19 protein-coding genes, 2 tRNA genes and 1 other RNA gene are annotated in these 17569 nt (G+C 72.3%); 11 read left to right on the top strand and 11 right to left on the bottom strand.

Translation table 11 applies throughout. The features are described from left to right. Together J7E97_RS24375 and ffs are read right to left on the bottom strand one after the other, a co-directional pair. Positions 1–1335: DNA polymerase III subunit gamma and tau (locus J7E97_RS24375; RefSeq protein ID WP_215031055.1), on the bottom strand; the 1335-nt coding region annotated here is incomplete at its 3' end. Between the two features lie 46 nt (positions 1336–1381). Continuing rightward, positions 1382–1480: signal recognition particle sRNA small type (gene ffs / locus J7E97_RS24370), an RNA gene on the bottom strand. A gap of 129 nt (positions 1481–1609) precedes the next feature. Between ffs and J7E97_RS24365 the strand changes: the two genes are divergently transcribed. Then, positions 1610–1697: transfer RNA gene (locus tag J7E97_RS24365), tRNA-Ser, on the top strand. A gap of 154 nt (positions 1698–1851) precedes the next feature. Beyond that, positions 1852–2067 (top strand): DUF6243 family protein, encoded by a 216-nt coding sequence (locus J7E97_RS24360; RefSeq protein ID WP_215031053.1) that lies wholly within the window; start codon positions 1852–1854, stop codon positions 2065–2067. A 184-nt stretch (positions 2068–2251) separates the two neighbouring features. Here J7E97_RS24360 and J7E97_RS24355 read toward each other — a convergent pair whose 3' ends face one another. After that, positions 2252–2578, bottom strand: a complete 327-nt coding sequence (locus J7E97_RS24355) for a hypothetical protein (protein ID WP_308346783.1) — start codon at positions 2576–2578, stop codon at positions 2252–2254. A 103-nt stretch (positions 2579–2681) separates the two neighbouring features. Between J7E97_RS24355 and J7E97_RS24350 the strand changes: the two genes are divergently transcribed. Beyond that, entirely contained in the window at positions 2682–3389 is a 708-nt protein-coding gene (locus J7E97_RS24350; RefSeq protein WP_215031051.1) for a TetR/AcrR family transcriptional regulator, read from the top strand. Positions 3390–3432: 43 nt separating this feature from the next. Here the strand turns inward: J7E97_RS24350 and J7E97_RS24345 are convergent, their stop codons facing one another. Both J7E97_RS24345 and J7E97_RS24340 read right to left on the bottom strand, forming a co-directional pair. Then, a complete protein-coding gene (locus J7E97_RS24345; RefSeq protein ID WP_215031049.1) occupies positions 3433–4278 on the bottom strand; it encodes a universal stress protein in 846 nt (281 codons plus the stop codon). Between the two features lie 536 nt (positions 4279–4814). Beyond that, positions 4815–5627 carry a VOC family protein gene (locus tag J7E97_RS24340; protein ID WP_215031047.1) on the bottom strand — a complete coding sequence of 271 codons (813 nt, stop codon included), beginning with the start codon at positions 5625–5627 and terminating at the stop codon, positions 4815–4817. A gap of 108 nt (positions 5628–5735) precedes the next feature. On the opposite strand from J7E97_RS24340, the gene J7E97_RS24335 reads away from it, so the two are divergent. Next, the gene (locus J7E97_RS24335) at positions 5736–6359 is read left to right on the top strand and encodes an HhH-GPD-type base excision DNA repair protein (RefSeq protein WP_215031045.1); all 624 of its coding nucleotides are present in this window, start codon (positions 5736–5738) and stop codon (positions 6357–6359) included. Between the two features lie 45 nt (positions 6360–6404). Here the strand turns inward: J7E97_RS24335 and opcA are convergent, their stop codons facing one another. Beyond that, the gene (opcA, locus tag J7E97_RS24330) at positions 6405–7340 is read right to left on the bottom strand and encodes a glucose-6-phosphate dehydrogenase assembly protein OpcA (protein WP_215031043.1); all 936 of its coding nucleotides are present in this window, start codon (positions 7338–7340) and stop codon (positions 6405–6407) included. A 203-nt stretch (positions 7341–7543) separates the two neighbouring features. Then, the gene (locus J7E97_RS24325) at positions 7544–9124 is read right to left on the bottom strand and encodes a helicase HerA-like domain-containing protein (protein ID WP_215031040.1); all 1581 of its coding nucleotides are present in this window, start codon (positions 9122–9124) and stop codon (positions 7544–7546) included. Positions 9125–9212: 88 nt separating this feature from the next. Here J7E97_RS24325 and J7E97_RS24320 point away from each other — a divergent pair, with 88 nt between their 5' ends. Together J7E97_RS24320 and J7E97_RS24315 are read left to right on the top strand one after the other, a co-directional pair. After that, positions 9213–9509, top strand: coding sequence for a type II toxin-antitoxin system VapB family antitoxin (locus J7E97_RS24320; RefSeq protein ID WP_112446725.1), 297 nt, complete (start codon positions 9213–9215; stop codon positions 9507–9509). Between the two features lie 175 nt (positions 9510–9684). Then, positions 9685–10332, top strand: a complete 648-nt coding sequence (locus tag J7E97_RS24315) for a LytR C-terminal domain-containing protein (RefSeq protein ID WP_251055065.1) — start codon at positions 9685–9687, stop codon at positions 10330–10332. 25 nt (positions 10333–10357) lie between these two features. Here J7E97_RS24315 and upp read toward each other — a convergent pair whose 3' ends face one another. Continuing rightward, positions 10358–10993 (bottom strand): uracil phosphoribosyltransferase, encoded by a 636-nt coding sequence (gene upp / locus J7E97_RS24310; RefSeq protein WP_215031037.1) that lies wholly within the window; start codon positions 10991–10993, stop codon positions 10358–10360. 194 nt (positions 10994–11187) lie between these two features. Here upp and J7E97_RS24305 point away from each other — a divergent pair, with 194 nt between their 5' ends. From J7E97_RS24305 to J7E97_RS24285, 5 genes are all read left to right on the top strand, one after another. Next, a complete protein-coding gene (locus J7E97_RS24305; protein ID WP_251055063.1) occupies positions 11188–12129 on the top strand; it encodes a universal stress protein in 942 nt (313 codons plus the stop codon). A gap of 89 nt (positions 12130–12218) precedes the next feature. Next, positions 12219–12392, top strand: a complete 174-nt coding sequence (locus J7E97_RS24300; protein WP_215031036.1) for a hypothetical protein — start codon at positions 12219–12221, stop codon at positions 12390–12392. 263 nt (positions 12393–12655) lie between these two features. Beyond that, the gene (locus tag J7E97_RS24295) at positions 12656–13222 is read left to right on the top strand and encodes a hypothetical protein (RefSeq protein ID WP_215031062.1); all 567 of its coding nucleotides are present in this window, start codon (positions 12656–12658) and stop codon (positions 13220–13222) included. A gap of 50 nt (positions 13223–13272) precedes the next feature. Then, a complete protein-coding gene (tadA, locus tag J7E97_RS24290; protein ID WP_251055068.1) occupies positions 13273–13701 on the top strand; it encodes a tRNA adenosine(34) deaminase TadA in 429 nt (142 codons plus the stop codon). A 57-nt stretch (positions 13702–13758) separates the two neighbouring features. Beyond that, positions 13759–13845: transfer RNA gene (locus J7E97_RS24285), tRNA-Ser, on the top strand. Between the two features lie 54 nt (positions 13846–13899). Here J7E97_RS24285 and J7E97_RS24280 read toward each other — a convergent pair. From J7E97_RS24280 to J7E97_RS24270, 3 genes are read right to left on the bottom strand one after another with little or no spacing between them, the layout of a single operon-like run. Beyond that, positions 13900–14127, bottom strand: a complete 228-nt coding sequence (locus tag J7E97_RS24280; protein WP_215031030.1) for an acyl carrier protein — start codon at positions 14125–14127, stop codon at positions 13900–13902. Then, entirely contained in the window at positions 14124–15710 is a 1587-nt protein-coding gene (locus J7E97_RS24275; protein WP_215031027.1) for an amino acid adenylation domain-containing protein, read from the bottom strand. The genes J7E97_RS24280 and J7E97_RS24275 overlap by 4 nt, the downstream gene beginning before the upstream one ends. 42 nt (positions 15711–15752) lie before the next feature. Further along, positions 15753–17546: a 2-isopropylmalate synthase gene (locus tag J7E97_RS24270; protein WP_215031024.1), complete on the bottom strand. Its 1794-nt coding sequence runs from the start codon at positions 17544–17546 to the stop codon at positions 15753–15755. Positions 17547–17569 lie beyond the last annotated feature (23 nt).

Raw genomic sequence — 17569 nt, 5'->3', positions numbered from 1 at the left:
GTTCGGGGGGCCGCGCGGGTCGGGCGCGGCCAGGGGGGCCGGGGCGGGCTGCTGGTGGGGCGCCGGGGCCGGCGCGGGGGCCCGTACGACCGCGGGGGCCATGGCGTGCGCCTCCGGGCCCGGTACGTAGCCCATGGCAGGGGCGGGGGCCTGGGCGAAGGAGGCGGCGGCGGCCGCGCCGCTGCGCTCCAGCCGGTCGAGGCGGGCCTGGAAGGAGCGCTCGTCGTCGAAGGCGGCCGGCAGCAGCACGCGGGCGCAGATCAGCTCCAGCTGCAGCCGGGGCGAGGTGGCGCCGCGCATCTCGGTGAGCCCCGTGTTGACCAGGTCGGCGGCCCGGGACAGCTCGGCGGCCCCGAAGACGGAGGCCTGGGCCTGCATGCGCTCGACGACATCGGCCGGGGCGTCGATGAGCCCCTTCTCGCCGGCGTCGGGCACGGCGGCCAGGATCACCAGGTCGCGCAGCCGCTCCAGGAGGTCGGCGACGAAGCGGCGCGGGTCGTTCCCGCCCTCCACCACCCGGTCGACGACCTCGAACGCGGCGGCCCCGTCCCCGGCGGCGAAGGCGTCCACGACGGAGTCCAGCAGGGACAGGTCCGTGTAGCCGAGCAGCGAGGTGGCCATGGCGTACGTCACGCCCTGATCGGCGGCGGCGGCCAGCAGCTGGTCCATGACGGACATGGAGTCGCGGACGGACCCGGCGCCCGCGCGCACGACGAGCGGCAGCACGCCGTCCTCGATGTGGGCGCCCTCGCGGCCGCAGACCTCACCGAGGTAGTCGCGCAGGGTGCCGGGGGGCACGAGCCGGAACGGATAGTGGTGCGTCCGGGACCGGATCGTCCCGATGACCTTCTCCGGCTCGGTGGTGGCGAAGATGAACTTGAGGTGCTCCGGCGGCTCCTCGACCACCTTCAGCAGGGCGTTGAAGCCCGCCGAGGTGACCATGTGCGCCTCGTCGATGATGTAGATCTTGTACCGGCTGGAGGCGGGCCCGAAGAAGGCCTTCTCGCGCAGGTCACGGGCGTCGTCCACGCCACCGTGCGAGGCCGCGTCGATCTCGATGACGTCGATGGAGCCCGGGCCGTTGCGCGCGAGGTCGCGGCAGGACTGGCACTCCCCGCAGGGGGTGGGCGTGGGGCCCTGCTCACAGTTCAGGCACCGCGCCAGGATCCGCGCGCTGGTGGTCTTGCCACAGCCTCGCGGACCACTGAACAGGTACGCGTGATTGACCCGGTTGTTCCGCAGGGCCTGCATCAGCGGGGCAGTGACATGCTCCTGCCCGATGACCTCGGCGAACGACTCGGGGCGATAGCGGCGGTACAGCGCAAGGGACGACACATCTACGAGGTTATCCGGGCGCACCGACAACGGCGGCCGTCCCGGAACGCAAAGCGCCCCCCACGCACCCACCAGAGCCCACTTACCCTTGCTGCCTTCCGGCCCTGGGGGAGTTGGGTGAGATAGCGCCACGTGAGGGGCTGGCCCCACCCTAGCGGATGGAGGGCCCCGGAATCGAGCCGGACCCCCCTCGGAGCCCGCTCGAACCCCCCACGGACGTCCGCCCGACGATCACGTTCGCGAGCACCCCTCAACGTCTTGTATTGTTTGCGGCGGAGGATTCGCCTAGTGGCCTAGGGCGCACGCTTGGAAAGCGTGTTGGGGGCAACCCCTCACGAGTTCGAATCTCGTATCCTCCGCCATTGCTCTCACCGGGCAATACGTTGAAGGGCCCCACCGCTTGCGGTGGGGCTCTTTGCGTTGCCGTCTCAGTCGGGGTCGCGAGCCTCCTGCGCGGCCCCGCAGCCCTCCGCCGATCAATCCGTAGACCACTTCACATCATTACCGGGAGAACCCGTGACCGTGAGCAAGAACATCAACAACCCCGTGGGCATGGGCGGCGGCCAGCGCAAGAAGCTGTCCCGCGCCGAACGGCAGAACAACGGTCCGCACCGCAACCTCGACCGCCAGGGTGCGGCCGACCAGAAGGCGGAGCTGCTGCGCAAGATGCGTGAGAAGGCAGGCGCAGCCGAAGGCTCCGAGCAGGCGGGCGACGACACCGCGCAGAGCTGACGCACCGCCGCCGCAGGGCGGCACCGCACGGGGCAGGGCCCGGACCGCGACGCGCGGTCCGGGCCCTGCTGCCGTACCGGGACCGGCACTGTCCGCGGGCGTTCAGGCTGCCGGCCTTCTCAAGCGCCGCGTAGGGCGACGAACGTGGTGGGCCGGGCCGGACCCGTGGCGGGGTGGCTCCCGCTCAGCGGGGGGCGCGGGTGGTGCGGCGGGTCAGGGAGGTGTTGGCCTTCATCAGGGCCGGGACCAGGACGTAGACGGCTACGGGGACCACGACCGCCGTGAGGATCATCGTCTGGACCGGCAGCGGCAGGCCGGCCGTCGCACCGCCGATCAGGGCCACCACCGCGGTGACCGTCGGGTAGATGGCCAGCCAGGTGATCAGCGCCCTGCGGTGGACGGAGGGAGGGGGTGTGGCGGGCACGGTGGGCACCGCGGGTGCGGTCGCGGTCGCGGCCGCGGGCATCGCTCGGGCTGTGGCGGCGGACGAAGTGGCGGTTTCGAGCGGCACGGTTTTCTCCCCCGGATTCTCCAACCAGACGGTTGGATATGGAATTTAGCGCATGCGGTGGGCAATTCCAACCGTACGGTTGGGAGTGGGGTAGGGTCCCGCCATGGCCTGGGACACGCAGCGCACCAAGAAGCTCCTGCTCGACGCCGCCATCGAGGAGTTCGCGGCCAAGGGCCCCGAAGCGGCGCGGGTCGCGCAGATCGCCACCCGCGCGGGCGTCAACAAGGAGCGGATCTACCAGTACTTCGGCAACAAGGACGGCTTGTTCCGCGCCGTCCTCGCCTCGGAGCTGAGCAAGCTCGCCGAAGCGGTGCCGCTCGCCGGGGAGGCGGCGGCCGACCTGGGCGACTACACGGCGCGGGTCTTCGACTACCACCGGCAGAACCCGCACTTCCTGCGCCTGCTGGCCTGGGAGGGACTGCACCGCGGCCCGGCGCCGACGGCAGCCGCCGGGACGGCGCCAGCTGGGACGCCGCCGGAGTCGCTACCGGGTGCGGCCCCGGGCGCGGTGGCGGCCGAGGGCGCGCCCGAGGGGATGCCCAAGGTGGCCTCCGAGGTGGTCTCCGAAGGCGAGCGGACCGAGCACTACGCGCGGAAGGTCGCCGCCATCGGCGCCGCGCAGGACGCCGGGAACGTGACCGGCGAGGTGCCGGCCGACCACCTCATGTACGCGGTGATCGCGCTGACCGCCGGCTGGTTCAACCTCCCCCAGCTCGTCCAGATGGTGGCCCCCGCCACGGCCGCCGCCGAGCCCGAGGCCCAGCGGGAGGCGGTGGCCGCCCTGGTCCGCCGCCTCGCGTCCCGGCCCTGACCCCACCTGCGACCGCCCCCGACCCGGACTCTTGGTCGCGGCGTCAGGTGTGGGGGATCAGGGCCACCGGGACATGGGCGTGGTGGGCTACCGCGTGGTCCGTGGGGCCCAGGCCGTGCAGGGGGCGGTGATGGCGGCGGCCAATGACCAGGAGGTCGGCGGTCGCGGACTCCTCGAGGAGGACGGTCGCGGCTTCGCCGGGGCGGCTCGCGCACGTGGTCGGCACCTCGGGGTGGCGGGCGGAGGCCTCGGCCACCGCGGCTTCCAGGGAGGCCTGCCCCTGCGGGCCCGCGTGGACCGCGCGCAGCGGCAGGCCGTGCACGGCGGCCCAGGCGTAGGCGAAGTCGACGACGGGGCCGTAGTCGCCGGCCGGGTCCACACCCACGACCACCCCGTCGGCGCGCTTCGCGCCGTCCGCGCGCGCGGGGGCCTCGCGGACCAGGACGACGGGGACGCCGGTGCGCCCGGCGACGGTCAGTGCCGTGGAGCCGAGCCCCGGGACGTGGCGGTGGTCGTGCCCGCTCGCTCCGACGGCGAGCAGCCGGGCGCCGGCCGCGGCGCGCGGGAGCTCGCTGCCGGGCCCGCCCTCGGCGGTGGCCGTTTCGACGATCAACCCCGGGTGGGCGGCACGGAGTTCGGCGGCGACGGACTCGAGCAGCGCCGTCGAGGTCAGCACGCTCTCGCCGAGTACGGGCACGAACTCGGGGGAGATCGGCAGGATCGTCGGCCAGGCCTGGCCGACGTGGAGGAGTCGCAGGGGCGCGCCCGCCGACCGCGCCTCGCGGGCGGCCCAGCGGGCGGCGGCGAGGCTGCGGGCGGACCCGTCGAAGCCGACGAGGAAAGGAAGGTGCGAGGCGGGCTCGGGGGGCTGCGGAGGCTGCGGAGACATCGACGGCACCTTTCTTCCCGTGCCGCGGTCCTGTCCTGCTCTCCCGTGCCGCGGCCGTTTCCTGATCGCTCCTACGACGCTACGCCCGCCTCCCGGCAGCCCGCCTCGCGGCCTTCGCCCGGGCCCCCCTTCCGCACGTCCCGAAGCGGTGGCAACGCCGGGACCCGGGCCGGTACGACGTGGTGCGCGTGAGCCCCGCCCCCCGCCTCCCGATCGCCGCCGGCCGACGGGGGCGGTAGGTCGCGACGGCGGCTTGGCCGCTACCGGTGCCGCGGTACGACGATGTCCCGCGCGGCGAGGAAGTCCCCGCGGCCGGAGCCGACCGCTGACGGCCGGGATGTCCGGGATGCCCGGATCTCCGGGGCGGCAAGTGCCGTGGCTGCGACGGGGAAGCCGTGGCATGAGGGGGCCAGCGCCTTCAGGGGCTTGCCGCCGTCTCCCACAACGGCCCGTCCCCGGCCGTGGCCCGCGCCGCCCCCACCGGCCGGCCGGCCCCGCCCGGTACTCCGCCCGCCCGCCGGTCCGTCAGGCCGCCGTCACTCGAACTTCGGCATCTCGCCGACCGTCTTCGACAGGTCGATCACCGCGAAGGCCGCGCCCTGGGGGTCGGTGACCGCCGCGAAGCGGCCGAAGGGGCTGTCCATCGGGCCGAAGTGCAGTTTGCCGCCGTGCTTGGTCGTCTTGGCCACCGCTTCGTCGCAGTCCGGGACGGCGAAGTAGACCTGGACGTACGAGGGGATCTCCGCCGGGAAGTCGGTGCCCATGTTCATCCGGCCCAGCACCGGATTGTCCGGGCCGCCCACGCTGAAGACCTTGAAGTCCATCCCGGCCGCCTCCGGGGAGTCGCCCATGTCCATCTGCCGGCTCTCGTACGGGAAGACCTTCGGCAGGAACCCGTCCACCTTGTCCACGTCGCGCGAGAACACCTCGGCCCAGGCGTACGAACCGGTCTCGCCGAGCTTCTCGAAGCCCTTGTGGTCGCCGGGCTCCCAAACGCCGAAGACCGCGCCGCTCGGCTCCTTCGCGATCGCCATCGTGCCGAAGGCGCCGACCTGCATCGGATCCATCAGCAGCTCGCCGCCGGCCGACTTGATCTTCTCGGCGGTGGCCGCCGCGTCGGGCGAGGCGAAGTAGAGACACCACTGCGAGGTCGCGTCCCCGCCCGGCATCGGCGGGACCACGGCCGCGACGGCCTTGCCGTCGGAATAGGCCTGCGTGTAGTTGCCGTACTCGCTGCTCGACTCGCCGAACGTCCAGCCCAGTACGTCGGCGTAGAAGGTCTTGGCGGCCTCCACATCGGTGAACATCGCGTCCACCCAGCAGGGGGCGCCTTCGGGGAACTCAGCCATGATCGATCGACTCCTGTGTCGTGTACGACGTGACCCGTCTCGCTCCTCACGCTAGGGGCGGGCACTGACAATCGCGCGGGGAGCGCCGCCGCGCGGGACCCTGGAGCCATGGACAAGGACACAGGCGTCACGATCCGGCTGGCCCAGCAGCCCGAGGCCGACGCGCTGCTCGGCCGCAGCCCGCTCGCCGCGCTCGTCGGGATGCTGCTGGACCAGCAGGTACCTATGGAGTGGGCGTTCTCGGGCCCGTACACGATCGCGCGGCGGCTCGGCTCCGACGACCTCGACGCGCACGCGATCGCCGCCTACGACCCGGAGGCCTTCGCCGCGCTGCTCTCCGAGAAGCCGGCCGTGCACCGCTACCCCGGGTCGATGGCGAAGCGGGTGCAACAGCTGTGCGCGTACCTGGTGGAGCACTACGGAGGGGACGCGGCCCTGGTGTGGGCCGACGCGGCCACGGGCGCCGAGCTGCTCGGGCGGCTGAAGGCGCTGCCGGGCTTCGGGGAGCAGAAGGCGCAGATCTTCCTGGCGCTGCTGGGCAAGCGGTTCGGGGTCCGGCCGGAGGGCTGGCGGGAGGCGGCCGGGGGGTACGGCCCGGCGAACGTCTACCGGTCGGCGGCCGACATCACCGGGCCGCAGTCGCTGGCCAAGGTGCGGGCGCACAAGCAGGAGGCGAAGGCGGCGGCGAAGGCGGCCAAGGGGGCCGCCCGGGGACCCGACGGCGGGGCCTAGGGACGGAGTTGCCGCCTTCGGAGCGGGGCCCGGGCAGGGCGATCGCTACGCGCGGAGCGGTGCCTGGGCCGGGTGCCTGAAGCGCAGCGCCGAAGCGTAGACCTCGTCCGCGTCGAGCCTGCGCAGTTCCTCCGCGATCAGCTCGGCGCTGCTGCGGATCTTCAAGGCCACCTTGCGGTCCGGGCTGCCCGGCAGGAGCAGGGTGGCCAGGATCCCGTCCGGGCGGTCGATACGGATCTCCCCCGCCGTGGTCGTCAGCCGGACCCGGGTGATGACCGGGCCCTCGGTGGCCACGCGGGCCACCGGCACGCCGAGCCGGTCCTCCAGCCAGCGGGCCAGCAGCTCGGAGCTGGCGTTGCCCGGCTCGCTCTCGACGGCCGCGCCGGTCACCGGGAGCGGCTTCTGGTCCAGGGCGGCGGCCAGGAGCGAGCGCCAGGGGGTGAGGCGGGTCCAGGCGAGATCGGTGTCCCCGGGGGCGTAGGTCGCGGCGCGGGCGTCGAGGACCGCGACGGGGTCGGGGGCGGCCTCGGCGTCGGTGATCCGGCGCTGCGCGAGGGCGCCCAGGGGGTCCCGGGCGGGTGCGTCCGGGGCGTCGGCCGGCCACCAGGCGACGACGGGGGCGTCGGGCACCAGGAGCGGGAGCACGACGGAGCCGGCGTGCTCGCCCAGCGTCCCGTGCAGGCGGAGCAGCACGATCTCCCCGGAACCGGCGTCGGAGCCGACACGGAGCTCGGCGTCGAGGCGGTTCTGGCGCAGGCGCTGCGGGCCGCGCGCGGTGCGCTTGATCACCGCGATGATGCGGCAGGGGTGTTCGCGCGAGGCCTCGGAGGCGGCGCGGACGGCGTCGTAGGCGTTCTCCTCGTCGGTGGCGACGAGGAGGTTGAGCACGAGACCCATCGTGGGGCTGCCCACGGCCCTTCGGGCGTCGAGCAGGGCCTTGTTGACCTTGCTGGAGGTGGTGTCGGTGAGTTCGGTCCGCATGCGTCGAGTCTCGCAGCCGGTCGGCTCCGCCGGTACCGTACCCGGTGGTCGCGCCGTTCCCCGGGCTCGGCCCTGACCCGCAAGGCTCGGGCTGCGCCCGGACCCCTGGGGCTCCGCCCCAGACCCCGCGCCTCAAACGCCGGCGGGGCTGGATTTTACCGGCGGGCTGGACTGTGCCCGCAGGGCTGGGTTGGGGCTGGAGTTCAGCGGCGGCGGCGGGCTGTGCCGAAGAGGGAGCGGGAGATCTCGCGGCCCAGTTGGGTGCCGATGGAGCGGGCCAGGGAGCGGAAGAGGCCGCTGCCGACGACCTGTTCCGCGAGCGAGGGGTCCGGCTTCGGGGCGCTGCGGGCGGCGGCCGCCGCGGTCTTCGCCGCCTTCGCCTCCTCGGCCGCCGCGGCCGCCGCCTCCGCTTGCGCCTCCGCCGCCGCCTGCTCCGCGCTGATCTTCTCGTACGCCGATTCCCGGTCGATCGGCTCCGCGTACCGGGAGTGGAGCAGGGACGACTTGACCGCCTGGTCGAGCGCCGCCGCGTCGATCGGGCCCATCAGGGACTGCGGGGCCCTCAGCCGGGTCGCCGCCACCGGGGTCGGCGCGCCCGTTTCGCTCAGGACGGTGATCACGGCCTCGCCGGTGCCCAGCTGGGTGAGCAGCTCCTCCAGGTCGTACGCGGAGTTGGGGAAGGTCTTCACCGTCGCCTTCAGCGCTTTCGCGTCGTCCGGGGTGAAGGCGCGCAGCGCGTGCTGGACCCGGTTGCCGAGCTGGGCCAGGACGTCCGCCGGCACGTCCTTGGGGGTCTGCGTCACGAAGAAGACGCCGATGCCCTTGGAGCGGATGAGCCGCACCGTCTGGGTGATGGAGTCCAGGAAGGCCTTCGAGGCGCCGTTGAAGAGCAGGTGGGCCTCGTCGAAGAAGAAGACGAGCTTGGGCTTCTCCAGGTCGCCGACCTCCGGCAGATCGCCGTAGAGGTCGGCCAGCAGCCACATCAGGAAGGTGGAGAAGAGCTGTGGTTTGTCCTGGACCGCCGGGAGCTCCAGTACGGAGACCAGTCCGCGCCCGTCGGCCGCCGTGCGGAGGAATTCGCCGGTGTCGAACTCGGGCTCGCCGAAGAATTCGGCGGCGCCCTGCTGCTCGAAGGCGGTCAGGGCCCGCAGGATCACCCCGGCGGTCACCGTGGACAGTCCGCCGATGCCCTTGAGCTCCGGTTTCCCCTGGTCGGAGACGAGGAACGCGACGACGGCCCGCAGGTCCTTGAGGTCGATGAGCTCCAGGCCCTTGGTGTCGGCGTAATGGAAGATGAGCCCGAGCGACTGTTCCTGCGTCTGGTTGAGCTGGAGCACCTTGGACATGAGGACGGGGCCGAAACTCGTCACGGTGGCCCGGAGCGGGATCCCCGGTCCGATGCCGCCCAGCGAATAGAACTCGCTGGGGTGTCCGGTGGCCCGCCATTCCTGGGCCACGTCCTTGGCCCGTTCCTCGATCCTGTCGTTGCTCGCGCCGGGTACGGAGATGCCCGAGACGTCGCCCTTGATGTCCGCGAGGAAGACCGGGACGCCGTTCGCCGAGAGCTGTTCGGCGATGAGCTGGAGCGTCTTGGTCTTGCCCGTACCGGTGGCTCCGGCGACCAGTCCGTGGCGGTTGAGCATCGACAGCGGGATGCGGATCTGCAGCTCCGGCAGGCAGTTTCCGTCCCAGAGCAGGGCCCCCAGGTCGAGCGCGGGTCCGGTGAAGGCGTACCCGGCGGCGATCTGGCCGGCCGGGGACGCCGGGTCGGTGCTCTCGCTCATGCATCACTCCCGAATTAGTGCTGTCTGCCACCTTTGCACCGTCATCGCGAGGCTGCGCCCGCAGGCACCGGCCCGGTAGGCTTTCCGTGTGATCTTCAAGCGCATCGGAAACAGGCGGCCGTACCCCGACCACGGCAGGGAAACCACCCGGCAGTGGGCGGATGTCGCCCCGCGCCCGGTCCGGCTCGACCAGTTGGTGACGACCAAGGGTCAGCTCGACCTCGAGACGCTGCTCGCCGAGGACTCGACCTTCTACGGAGACCTCTTCGCCCACGTCGTGAAGTGGCAGGGCGACCTCTACCTGGAGGACGGACTGCACCGCGCCGTCCGCGCCGCGCTCCAGCAGCGTCAGGTCCTGCACGCCCGCGTCCTCGAACTGGGCTGAGCGACGCCGCCACGAGCGGGCGCCCACGAGCCGGCGTCACGATCGGCACCACGAGTCGGGCCCACGCGCGCCGACCGGGTGCCGGATGCGTCCTGGTTGCGCCTTTCGGGTCTGCCTTGCCCTATCAACAGATGATTCAGTGGGCAACGGCAGCGGTCGGCATTACGCTGCGCACATGAGCATGCTCACTCCCCCCGGCATGGGCGGAAAGTACCGAGTGACGGGAGCGGCTTACCCCCGCATGTCCCGTCCGCATCGCCGCCGCCGGCTCGTCCTCCTCGTGCTCGGATCGGTCATCGGCCTCGCCCTGATCGGTTACGGGGCGATGCAGCTCATCGACGTGTTCCGCGGCGACACGGGCAAACGCAACGCCGCCGCGGCCGCCAAGGACTGCGCGACCCCCGCCCCCAAGGCCGGCGCCGCGGCGGCCTCCGCCGCACCGCCGCTCACGCTCCCCCAGCCGGGCCAGATCACGGTCAACGTCTACAACGCGACCCCGCGCGCGGGCCTCGCCAAGGCGGTCGGCGACGAGCTGAAGAAGCGCGGCTTCGCCCTCGGCAAGGTCGGCAACGCCCCCGCCGACTTCGACAAGAAGGTCCCGGACGTCGGGATACTGGTCGGCTCTCCGCAGACCGACAAGGCTGCCTTCTCCGTACTGGGCACCAACCTGGCCGGTGCCACCCACCAGACCGACGCCCGCGAGACCGCGGACATCGACCTGATCCTCGGCGACGCCTTCAAGGAGCTCACGACGAAGGAAGACGCGGACAAGGCGCTGGCCGCCCTGGCCAACCCCCAGCCCGCGCCTCCCAAGAAGTGCTGAAGCCCGGTCCGTAGGACCCGTGCGGTTACTCGGCGGAGCCGTACATGCGGTCGCCCGCGTCGCCCAGGCCCGGCACGATGTAGCCGTGCTCGTTGAGCCGCTCGTCCACCGCGGCCGTCACCACCGTCACCGGCGTGCCCGCCAGCTCGCGCTCCATGACCTCGACGCCCTCGGGCGCGGCCAGCAGCACCACCGCGGTCACGTCGTCCGCGCCGCGCTTGATGAGCTCCTTGATCGCCGCGACGAGCGTGCCGCCGGTGGCGAGCATCGGGTCCACCACGTAGACCTGGCGGCCCGAGAGGTCCTCCGGCATGCGCGTCGCGTACGTGGAGGCCTCCAGGGTCTCCTCGTTGCGGACCATGCCCAGGAAGCCCACCTCGGCGGTCGGCAGCAGCCGCACCATGCCGTCGAGCATGCCGAGGCCGGCGCGCAGGATCGGGACGACCAGCGGCCGCGGGTGGGAGAGCTTCACACCGGTGGTCGGGCCGACGGGGGTGAGGATGTCGGCCTGCTCGGTGCGCACGTCCCGGGTGGCCTCGTACGCGAGCAGGGTGACCAGCTCGTCGGCGAGGCGCCGGAAGGTGGGGGAGTCGGTGCGCTTGTCGCGCAGGGTGGTGAGTTTGTGCGCCACCAACGGGTGATCCACGACCTGCAAACGCACAACATCCTCCAAGACTCGGCTGCCGACGGGTTTCCGCCTGCGACCTGCGACCGCTACCTGCGAAAAGGGTCGCAAAGACGCGACCGACACCCAAAAGGCTACGCGCTGTGCCCACCCCTTCGTGCCCGGAGCGGCGGCGGCGCCGCCGACGGCCCGCGGATGCGCCGCGCCCGGACCCCCAGCAGTCTGGGTTGATGACCGACCACCTGGTGATCGCAGCCGTCGACGGATCCGAGGACAGCCTCAAGGCCCTGGAGTGGGCGAGGAGCGCGGCCGTACGCCACCGATCCGGGCTGCTCGTCGCCCACGTGCTGCCCGACAGCGCCCAGTTGTACGCGGCACGCCGTTCGTCCCTGCGGGACGCCTCCGAGCCCGAGGAGTTCGCCGACCCCGTCAGCGACCGGATCCGCCAGCTCCTGGCCGCGGGGCCCTCGATGCCCTCGGAGGTCGCCTACGAGTCGCTGGAGGGCTCGGTGCCCGAGGCCCTGCGGGCCGTCGGGGAGGGCGCCCGGATGCTGGTGATGGGCTCGCGCGGCCGCGGCGGCTTCGCCTCCCTGCTGCTCGGCTCGAACAGCCGCGCCGTGGCCACCAGCGCGGCGTGCCCGGTGGTCGTCGTCCCGCACGAGGCGCGCGCCGCCGCGGCCGCCGCACAGCCCTCGGCCGGCCGGGTCGTGCTCGGACTGCACGCCGCGGAGACGCCCGACGACGTACTGGACTTCGCGTTCACCGAGGCCGCCGCGCGGGGGACGGCCGTCCAGGTGGTCTCGGCGTACAGCATCCCGCCGTCGCCGGCGACGGTGATCGACAGCCCCTTCGCGGTGGTCCCGCCGGAGGCGCTGGTGGGGGAGGACGAGAACGCGGTGCCGGCGGAGCGGGAGATGCTGCGCTCCCAGGCGGAGCGGCTGGCGCCCTTCCGCGCCAGGTACCCCGGCGTGCCCGTCGAGCAGGCGGCGGTGCCCGGGGACGCGGCGGGACGGCTGGTGGACGCCTCGAAGTCGGCGGCGCTGGTCGTCGTGGGCCGCCACCACCCGCGGCGGCACATCGGTTCCCTGATGATCGGCTCGGTGGCGAACGCGGTGCTCCAGCACGCCCACGGGCCCGTGGCGGTGATTCCGACCTTGTCGCAATCCGACTGATACACGACGGAAGGTGGCATCAAACGGCTGGTCCGGGGAAAGTGGTGGGCGGGGGCGGACCGGACCGGACCATCCAGGGGCGGTGACCCATGCCCGAAGACGACGACGAGACACCGGAAAGCACGGCGCAGCGCAGAGCCAGACGCGCGCAGTTCCTCCGCGACCTGCACGAGGCCCGGGAACTGCGCGATCGCGTGCAGCCCAGGCGGGCCCGCGCGGCCCGCATGCGCCAGCAGATGCGCATGCGCACCTTCCGCTGGTGACGGCCCCGGAGCGGTCCGGACGGGTCCCCCCGCAGGGCCGGGTGCGCCCCGCCGCGCGCCTCCGGGCCGGGCCCGCGGGGCCCCCGTACAACACGCGCGGCCAGCGCCACGGCGCCGAAGACCTCTCGCAAAGCCTCCGTTTCTGCCACGATGCCGATTGGGCGGGGTACGAAACGGCGAGCACGGCGGCCGTTCCACTCCCCACCCACCTCCGGCCGGGGGGACCTCCAACCGGCACGCCTATGACCAGTGGGAGAGTCACGGTGTATTTCGCCGCACTGCTCGCGCGCACCGAAGACGGGTGGGAAGCGAGCGACATGGAACTCGACAACGTCGAGTCCCTGAGTGATCTGATCGATCTCGCCCGTTCCGCCGCTGTCGACGACGACACGGTGGTTGCCCTCATCGAACAGGAGGACGCCTGGTTCGGGGTCGTCCGCGTGGACGGCGAGGAAGACCCGCGCTACTACGTGTCCAACGCCTCCGCCGCATCCCGCAGCTCGTACGGCTCGATGCTGACGGACGAGCTGCTCGGCAAGGACGAGGAGGACGACGAACTCGACGAACTGGACCTCGACGGCACCGAGGACGGCGAGGACGAAGTCACCGCCTCGTACGCGGACGACGACACCGAGGAGGAAGATGACGAAGACGCGGCCGGCGAGCCCCGCGCCGGCGCCGAACCGGCGCCTTCCGGCCCGCTCGGCGACCCCCGGCTGCTCGACGACCTCGGGGTGAGCCACAAACAACTGATGACCCTGGACGGGGAAGCCCTCTCGGAGATCGCCGAGTCGCTCGGCGCCACCGAAGTGCTGGAGGCCGTCCGCTAGTGATCACCGCGCACGCACCCGATCCCGTACGGGACCCGTGGCGGGACTCCATGCGCCTGGCGCTCCAGGAGGCCGCCCGGGCGGTGCCGGCCGGCGACGTGCCGGTCGGCGCCGTCGTGCTCGGCCCGGACGGCGAGATCCTCGCCACCGGGTACAACGAGCGCGAGGCGACCGGCGACCCGACGGCGCACGCCGAGGTACTGGCGCTGCGCCGGGCGGCGGCCGCACTCGGGGAATGGCGGCTCCCGGGGTGCACCCTCGTGGTGACCCTGGAGCCGTGCGTGATGTGCGCGGGCGCGCTCGTGCAGTCGCGGGTGGCCCGGGTCGTCTACGGGGCGTCCGACGAGAAGGCGGGCGCGGCCGGGTCCCTGTGGGACCTCCTACGGGACCGCCGACTCAACCACCGGCCCGAGGTGGTCGGGGGCGTGCTCGCGGGGGAGTGCGCGCGGCAGCTGACGGACTTCTTCCGCGATCTCTGACCGGGCCGGGGGCAATCGATTTCAGAGCACGGCACTCCTTGGGCTAAGCTCTCTCTCGGTAGCGTGTCCGAGCGGCCGAAGGAGCACGCCTCGAAAGCGTGTGATGGTGCAAGCTATCCGTGGGTTCAAATCCCACCGCTACCGCTTCGAACCGCCCCTGACCCGTTTCGACGGGTCAGGGGCGGTTTTGCTGTGTCCTCAGGCGGCGGCCAGGACCGCTTCTATGTACTCGGTGACCTCCACGACGGTGGTCCTGCGGAAGAGCTCGTCCATCGGGACGGCCACGCCGAGCTCGGCCTGGATCTCCCGCTGGATCCTGGTCATGGCCAGGGAGTTCCCCCCGAGGACGAAGAACTCGTCGTCGTCGGCGAACTCGTCGGTCTTGAGCGCGCGGCTCCAGATCTCGTGGACCTTGGATGCGATCACTGGTCGTTCCTTTCGGGTGCTCGGGCCGCCGGGGCGGTCATGGCCGCCAGGGCCCGGCGGTCGGTCTTCCCGTTCGGGTTGAGCGGGAAGGCGTCCAGGACGATGAACTCCTGCGGGATCATGTTGCGGGGCAGCACGTCCATCAGATCCCGGTACAAGCGGCGGGTGTTGAGCCCGTCCGCCACCGGGAGCACGTACGCCACCAGACGCGGCTCGCCGTCCCCGTCGGGCAGGGCCAGTACGACGACGTCCTCGACGAGCGCGTGTCCGCGCACGCCGTGCTCCACGTCCCCGAGGTCCATCCGCATGCCGCGGATCTTGACCTGGGCGTCGACCCGGCCGACCACCACCAGTTCGCCGGCGGCGAGGTAGCCGCGGTCGCCGGTCAGGTAGAGCGGGACGGGCCCGTCCGCGGTGGGCAGCTCGGTGAAGCGCCGGGCGTCGGCGGGCGACGCGTTGAGGTAGCCCGCGCTGACGCTCATGCCGGAGATGCAGATCTCCCCGGTCGTGCCGTCCGGGACCTCCGTCAGGTCCTCGTCGAGGATGCTGATCTCGGTGTTGTACACCGCAGGGCCCGCCGGGGTCGCGGCCCCGCGGTAGCGGGGGTAGTCGGCCAGCAGGTGGGAACTGGCCACGTCGGTGCACTCGGCCACCCCGTACTGGTGGAGCAGCACGCAGGAGTTGCCCTCCCGGACGGCCCACTCCTCGACGCGGGAGACGGTCAGCGGCTCGCCGCCGATGAACACGTGGCCCATGCGGGTCAGGGCGTCGCCGCCGACGGCGACCTCGTGGTCGATCAGCACGTAGAGGGTGCTCGGCGCGCAGTGGAGCTGCTTGACCTGCCTCTGCTCGATGATCCCGTAGGCCATGCCCGGGTCGAACATCCGGCTGGGCAGCAGGTGGATCGCGGCTCCGCAGAACAGCGGGGCCATCAGCCCGCGCTGGCTGATGTCGAAGCCGAACGAGCTGACGGTCAGCCCGCTCGAACCGCTGTCCAGCCGGTACTCCAGGCGGAGCCACTCCAGGAGGTTGTACCAGCCCGCGTGGCGGATGGCCGTCGCCTTGGGTATCCCGGTCGAGCCCGAGGTGAACACCACGTAGCAGAGGTCGTCGTTGCCGAGGGCGACGTCCGGGTTCGACGCGGGCCGCGCCCGGAGATCGGCGCCGAGCTCGTCGACGAGGAGGAGTTCGCCGGGCGCCGTGCTCAGCAGCGCGCGGGTGCCGGCGGAGACGATGTTCAGCTTGATCCGGTCGAGCTGGGACACCATCAGGTGCAGCCGCTCGGCGGGGTAGGTGGGGTCCAGCGGCACGTAGGCCGCGCCCGCCTTCATGATCCCGAGGATGCTGATGACGAGCTCCGGCGTCCGGTCCAGGCACACCCCGACGACCGAGCCGCGGCCCACGCCGAGCGAGATCAGGTGGTGGGCCAGGCGGTTGCTGCGCTCGTTGACCTCCGCGTACGTGAGCTCGGTGGCACCGCAGGTCAGGGCGGTCCGGTCGGGGGTCAGCCGGGCGTGGGACTCGAACACCCCGTGGACGAGCAGGTTGTCGGGAAGGGGGACGCGGCGGCCTGTGAGAGCCATCTGGAGGTGCTTCCTCTCCTGGGTTGGGCGCCTGGGCGCGGGTCAGGACGCCTGCGACCGGCAGACGGCGGAGGTCACGGCGGACAGCCGGGCGGCGTCCTGGTCCGCGGCCAGGGCGACGCCGTACCAGGACCGGCCGCCGGCGGTGATCAGCGCGTAGGCGGCGAACCCGTTCCCGAGGGCCTCGCCGACGGCGTGTTCGGTCAGCTCGGTGAGTTCCACCGCGAAACCGGCGTGCGGGAGGGCCCGCACGAAGGCGTCGACGGCGTCGGATCCGGTCCCGTCGATGCCGATCTCGGCGCCGTCGCCCAGCGCGACGAGGGCCTCGACGCGCGTGCGGGACCCCTCGACGGCCACCCGGAAGTCCTTGAGCAGCAGGGCCGGGCGCGCGAAGTCGAGGTACTCCTCGGTGAAGACGGCGCGCAGGTCCCGGGACGTCAGCTCGGTACCGTCGCCGTCGGCCACGCGCTGGACGCGCTTGGCGAACTCCACGCGCAGTCCGCGCGGCAGGTCGAGACCGTAGGCGCTCTTGAGGACGTGCGCGACACCGCCCTTGCCGGACTGGCTGTTGACCCGGACGACCGACTCGTAACTGCGGCCCACGTCCTTGGGGTCGATGGGCAGGTAGGGCACGTCCCACGGGATCGCACCGCCGGGGACGCCGGCCGCGGCGGCCCGGCGTTCGATCTCGGCCAGGCCCTTCGCGATGGCGTCCTGGTGGGTGCCCGAGAACGCGGTGTAGACGAGGTCGCCGCCGTACGGGTGGCGGGGCGGGATCGGAAGCTGGTTGGCGTACTCGACGGTGCGGCGGATCGCGTCGATGTCGGAGAAGTCCAGCTGGGGGTCGATGCCCTGGCTGAAGAGGTTCAGCGCGAGGGTCGCCAGGCACACGTTCCCGGTGCGCTCGCCGTTGCCGAAGAGGGTGCCCTCGATCCGGTCCGCCCCGGCCATCACGGCCTGCTCGGCGGAGGCCACGGCCGTACCGCGGTCGTTGTGCGGGTGGACGGAGAGGATGATGCCGCCCCGGTTGTCGAGGTTCTTGTGCATCCACTCGATCTGGTCCGCGAAGACGTTGGGGGAGTCGGTCTCCACCGTGCTCGGCAGGTTCAGCGTGACCGGCCGGTCCGGGGCCGCGTCCCACAGCGCCGTCACGGTGTTCGACACCTCCAGCACGAAATCGGGCTCGGTGACGTTGAAGGTCTCCGGCGAGTACTCGAACCGCAGGTCCGCGCCCTTGACCGAGTCCGCCCTGCGGGCGACGTGCCCGGCGGACCGCACGGCCATCGCCCGCACCTCCTCGGCGCTCATGCCGAACACCACGTCGCGCCACAGGCAGGCGGTCGCGTTGCACAGGTGCACCATCGCCCGGTCGGCGCCCGCGATGGCCTCGAAGGTCCGGTCGATCAGCTCCGTACGGGCCGGGGTGAAGACGGAGATGGTCACGTCGTCGGGGATCCGGTCGTGCTCGATCAGGGTGCGGACGAACGAGAAGTCCGCGTCGCTCGCCGAGGGGTAGCCGACCTCGATGTCCTTGAAGCCCATGCGCACGAGCAGTTCGAACATCCGGCTCTTGCGCTCGATGTCCATCGGGCGGCTCAGCGCCTGGTTCCCGTCCCGGAGGTCGACCGAGGCCCACAGCGGCGCTTTGACCAGGGACTTCGTTGGCCAGCTGCGGTCGGTCAGCGCATAGGGGAGCCGGGGCCCGGACCGCTCGTAGCGCTGGAAGGGCATGGCCGAACCGGCCTGGGGGTTCCACCACGGCTGCTGTGCGCCGCGCGGGCCCGCGGGTGTCCTGATGCCGTACAAGGCGGACGTCTTCTGTGGTGCTTCGGACATGTCGTTTCTCCCCCTGGCGTGTG

The organism is Streptomyces sp. ISL-66, assembly GCF_018614135.1.
GTDB lineage: Bacteria > Actinomycetota > Actinomycetes > Streptomycetales > Streptomycetaceae > Streptomyces.
Note: the sequence above shows the minus strand (reverse complement) of the source record. Positions and strands in the feature narration are given on the sequence as shown.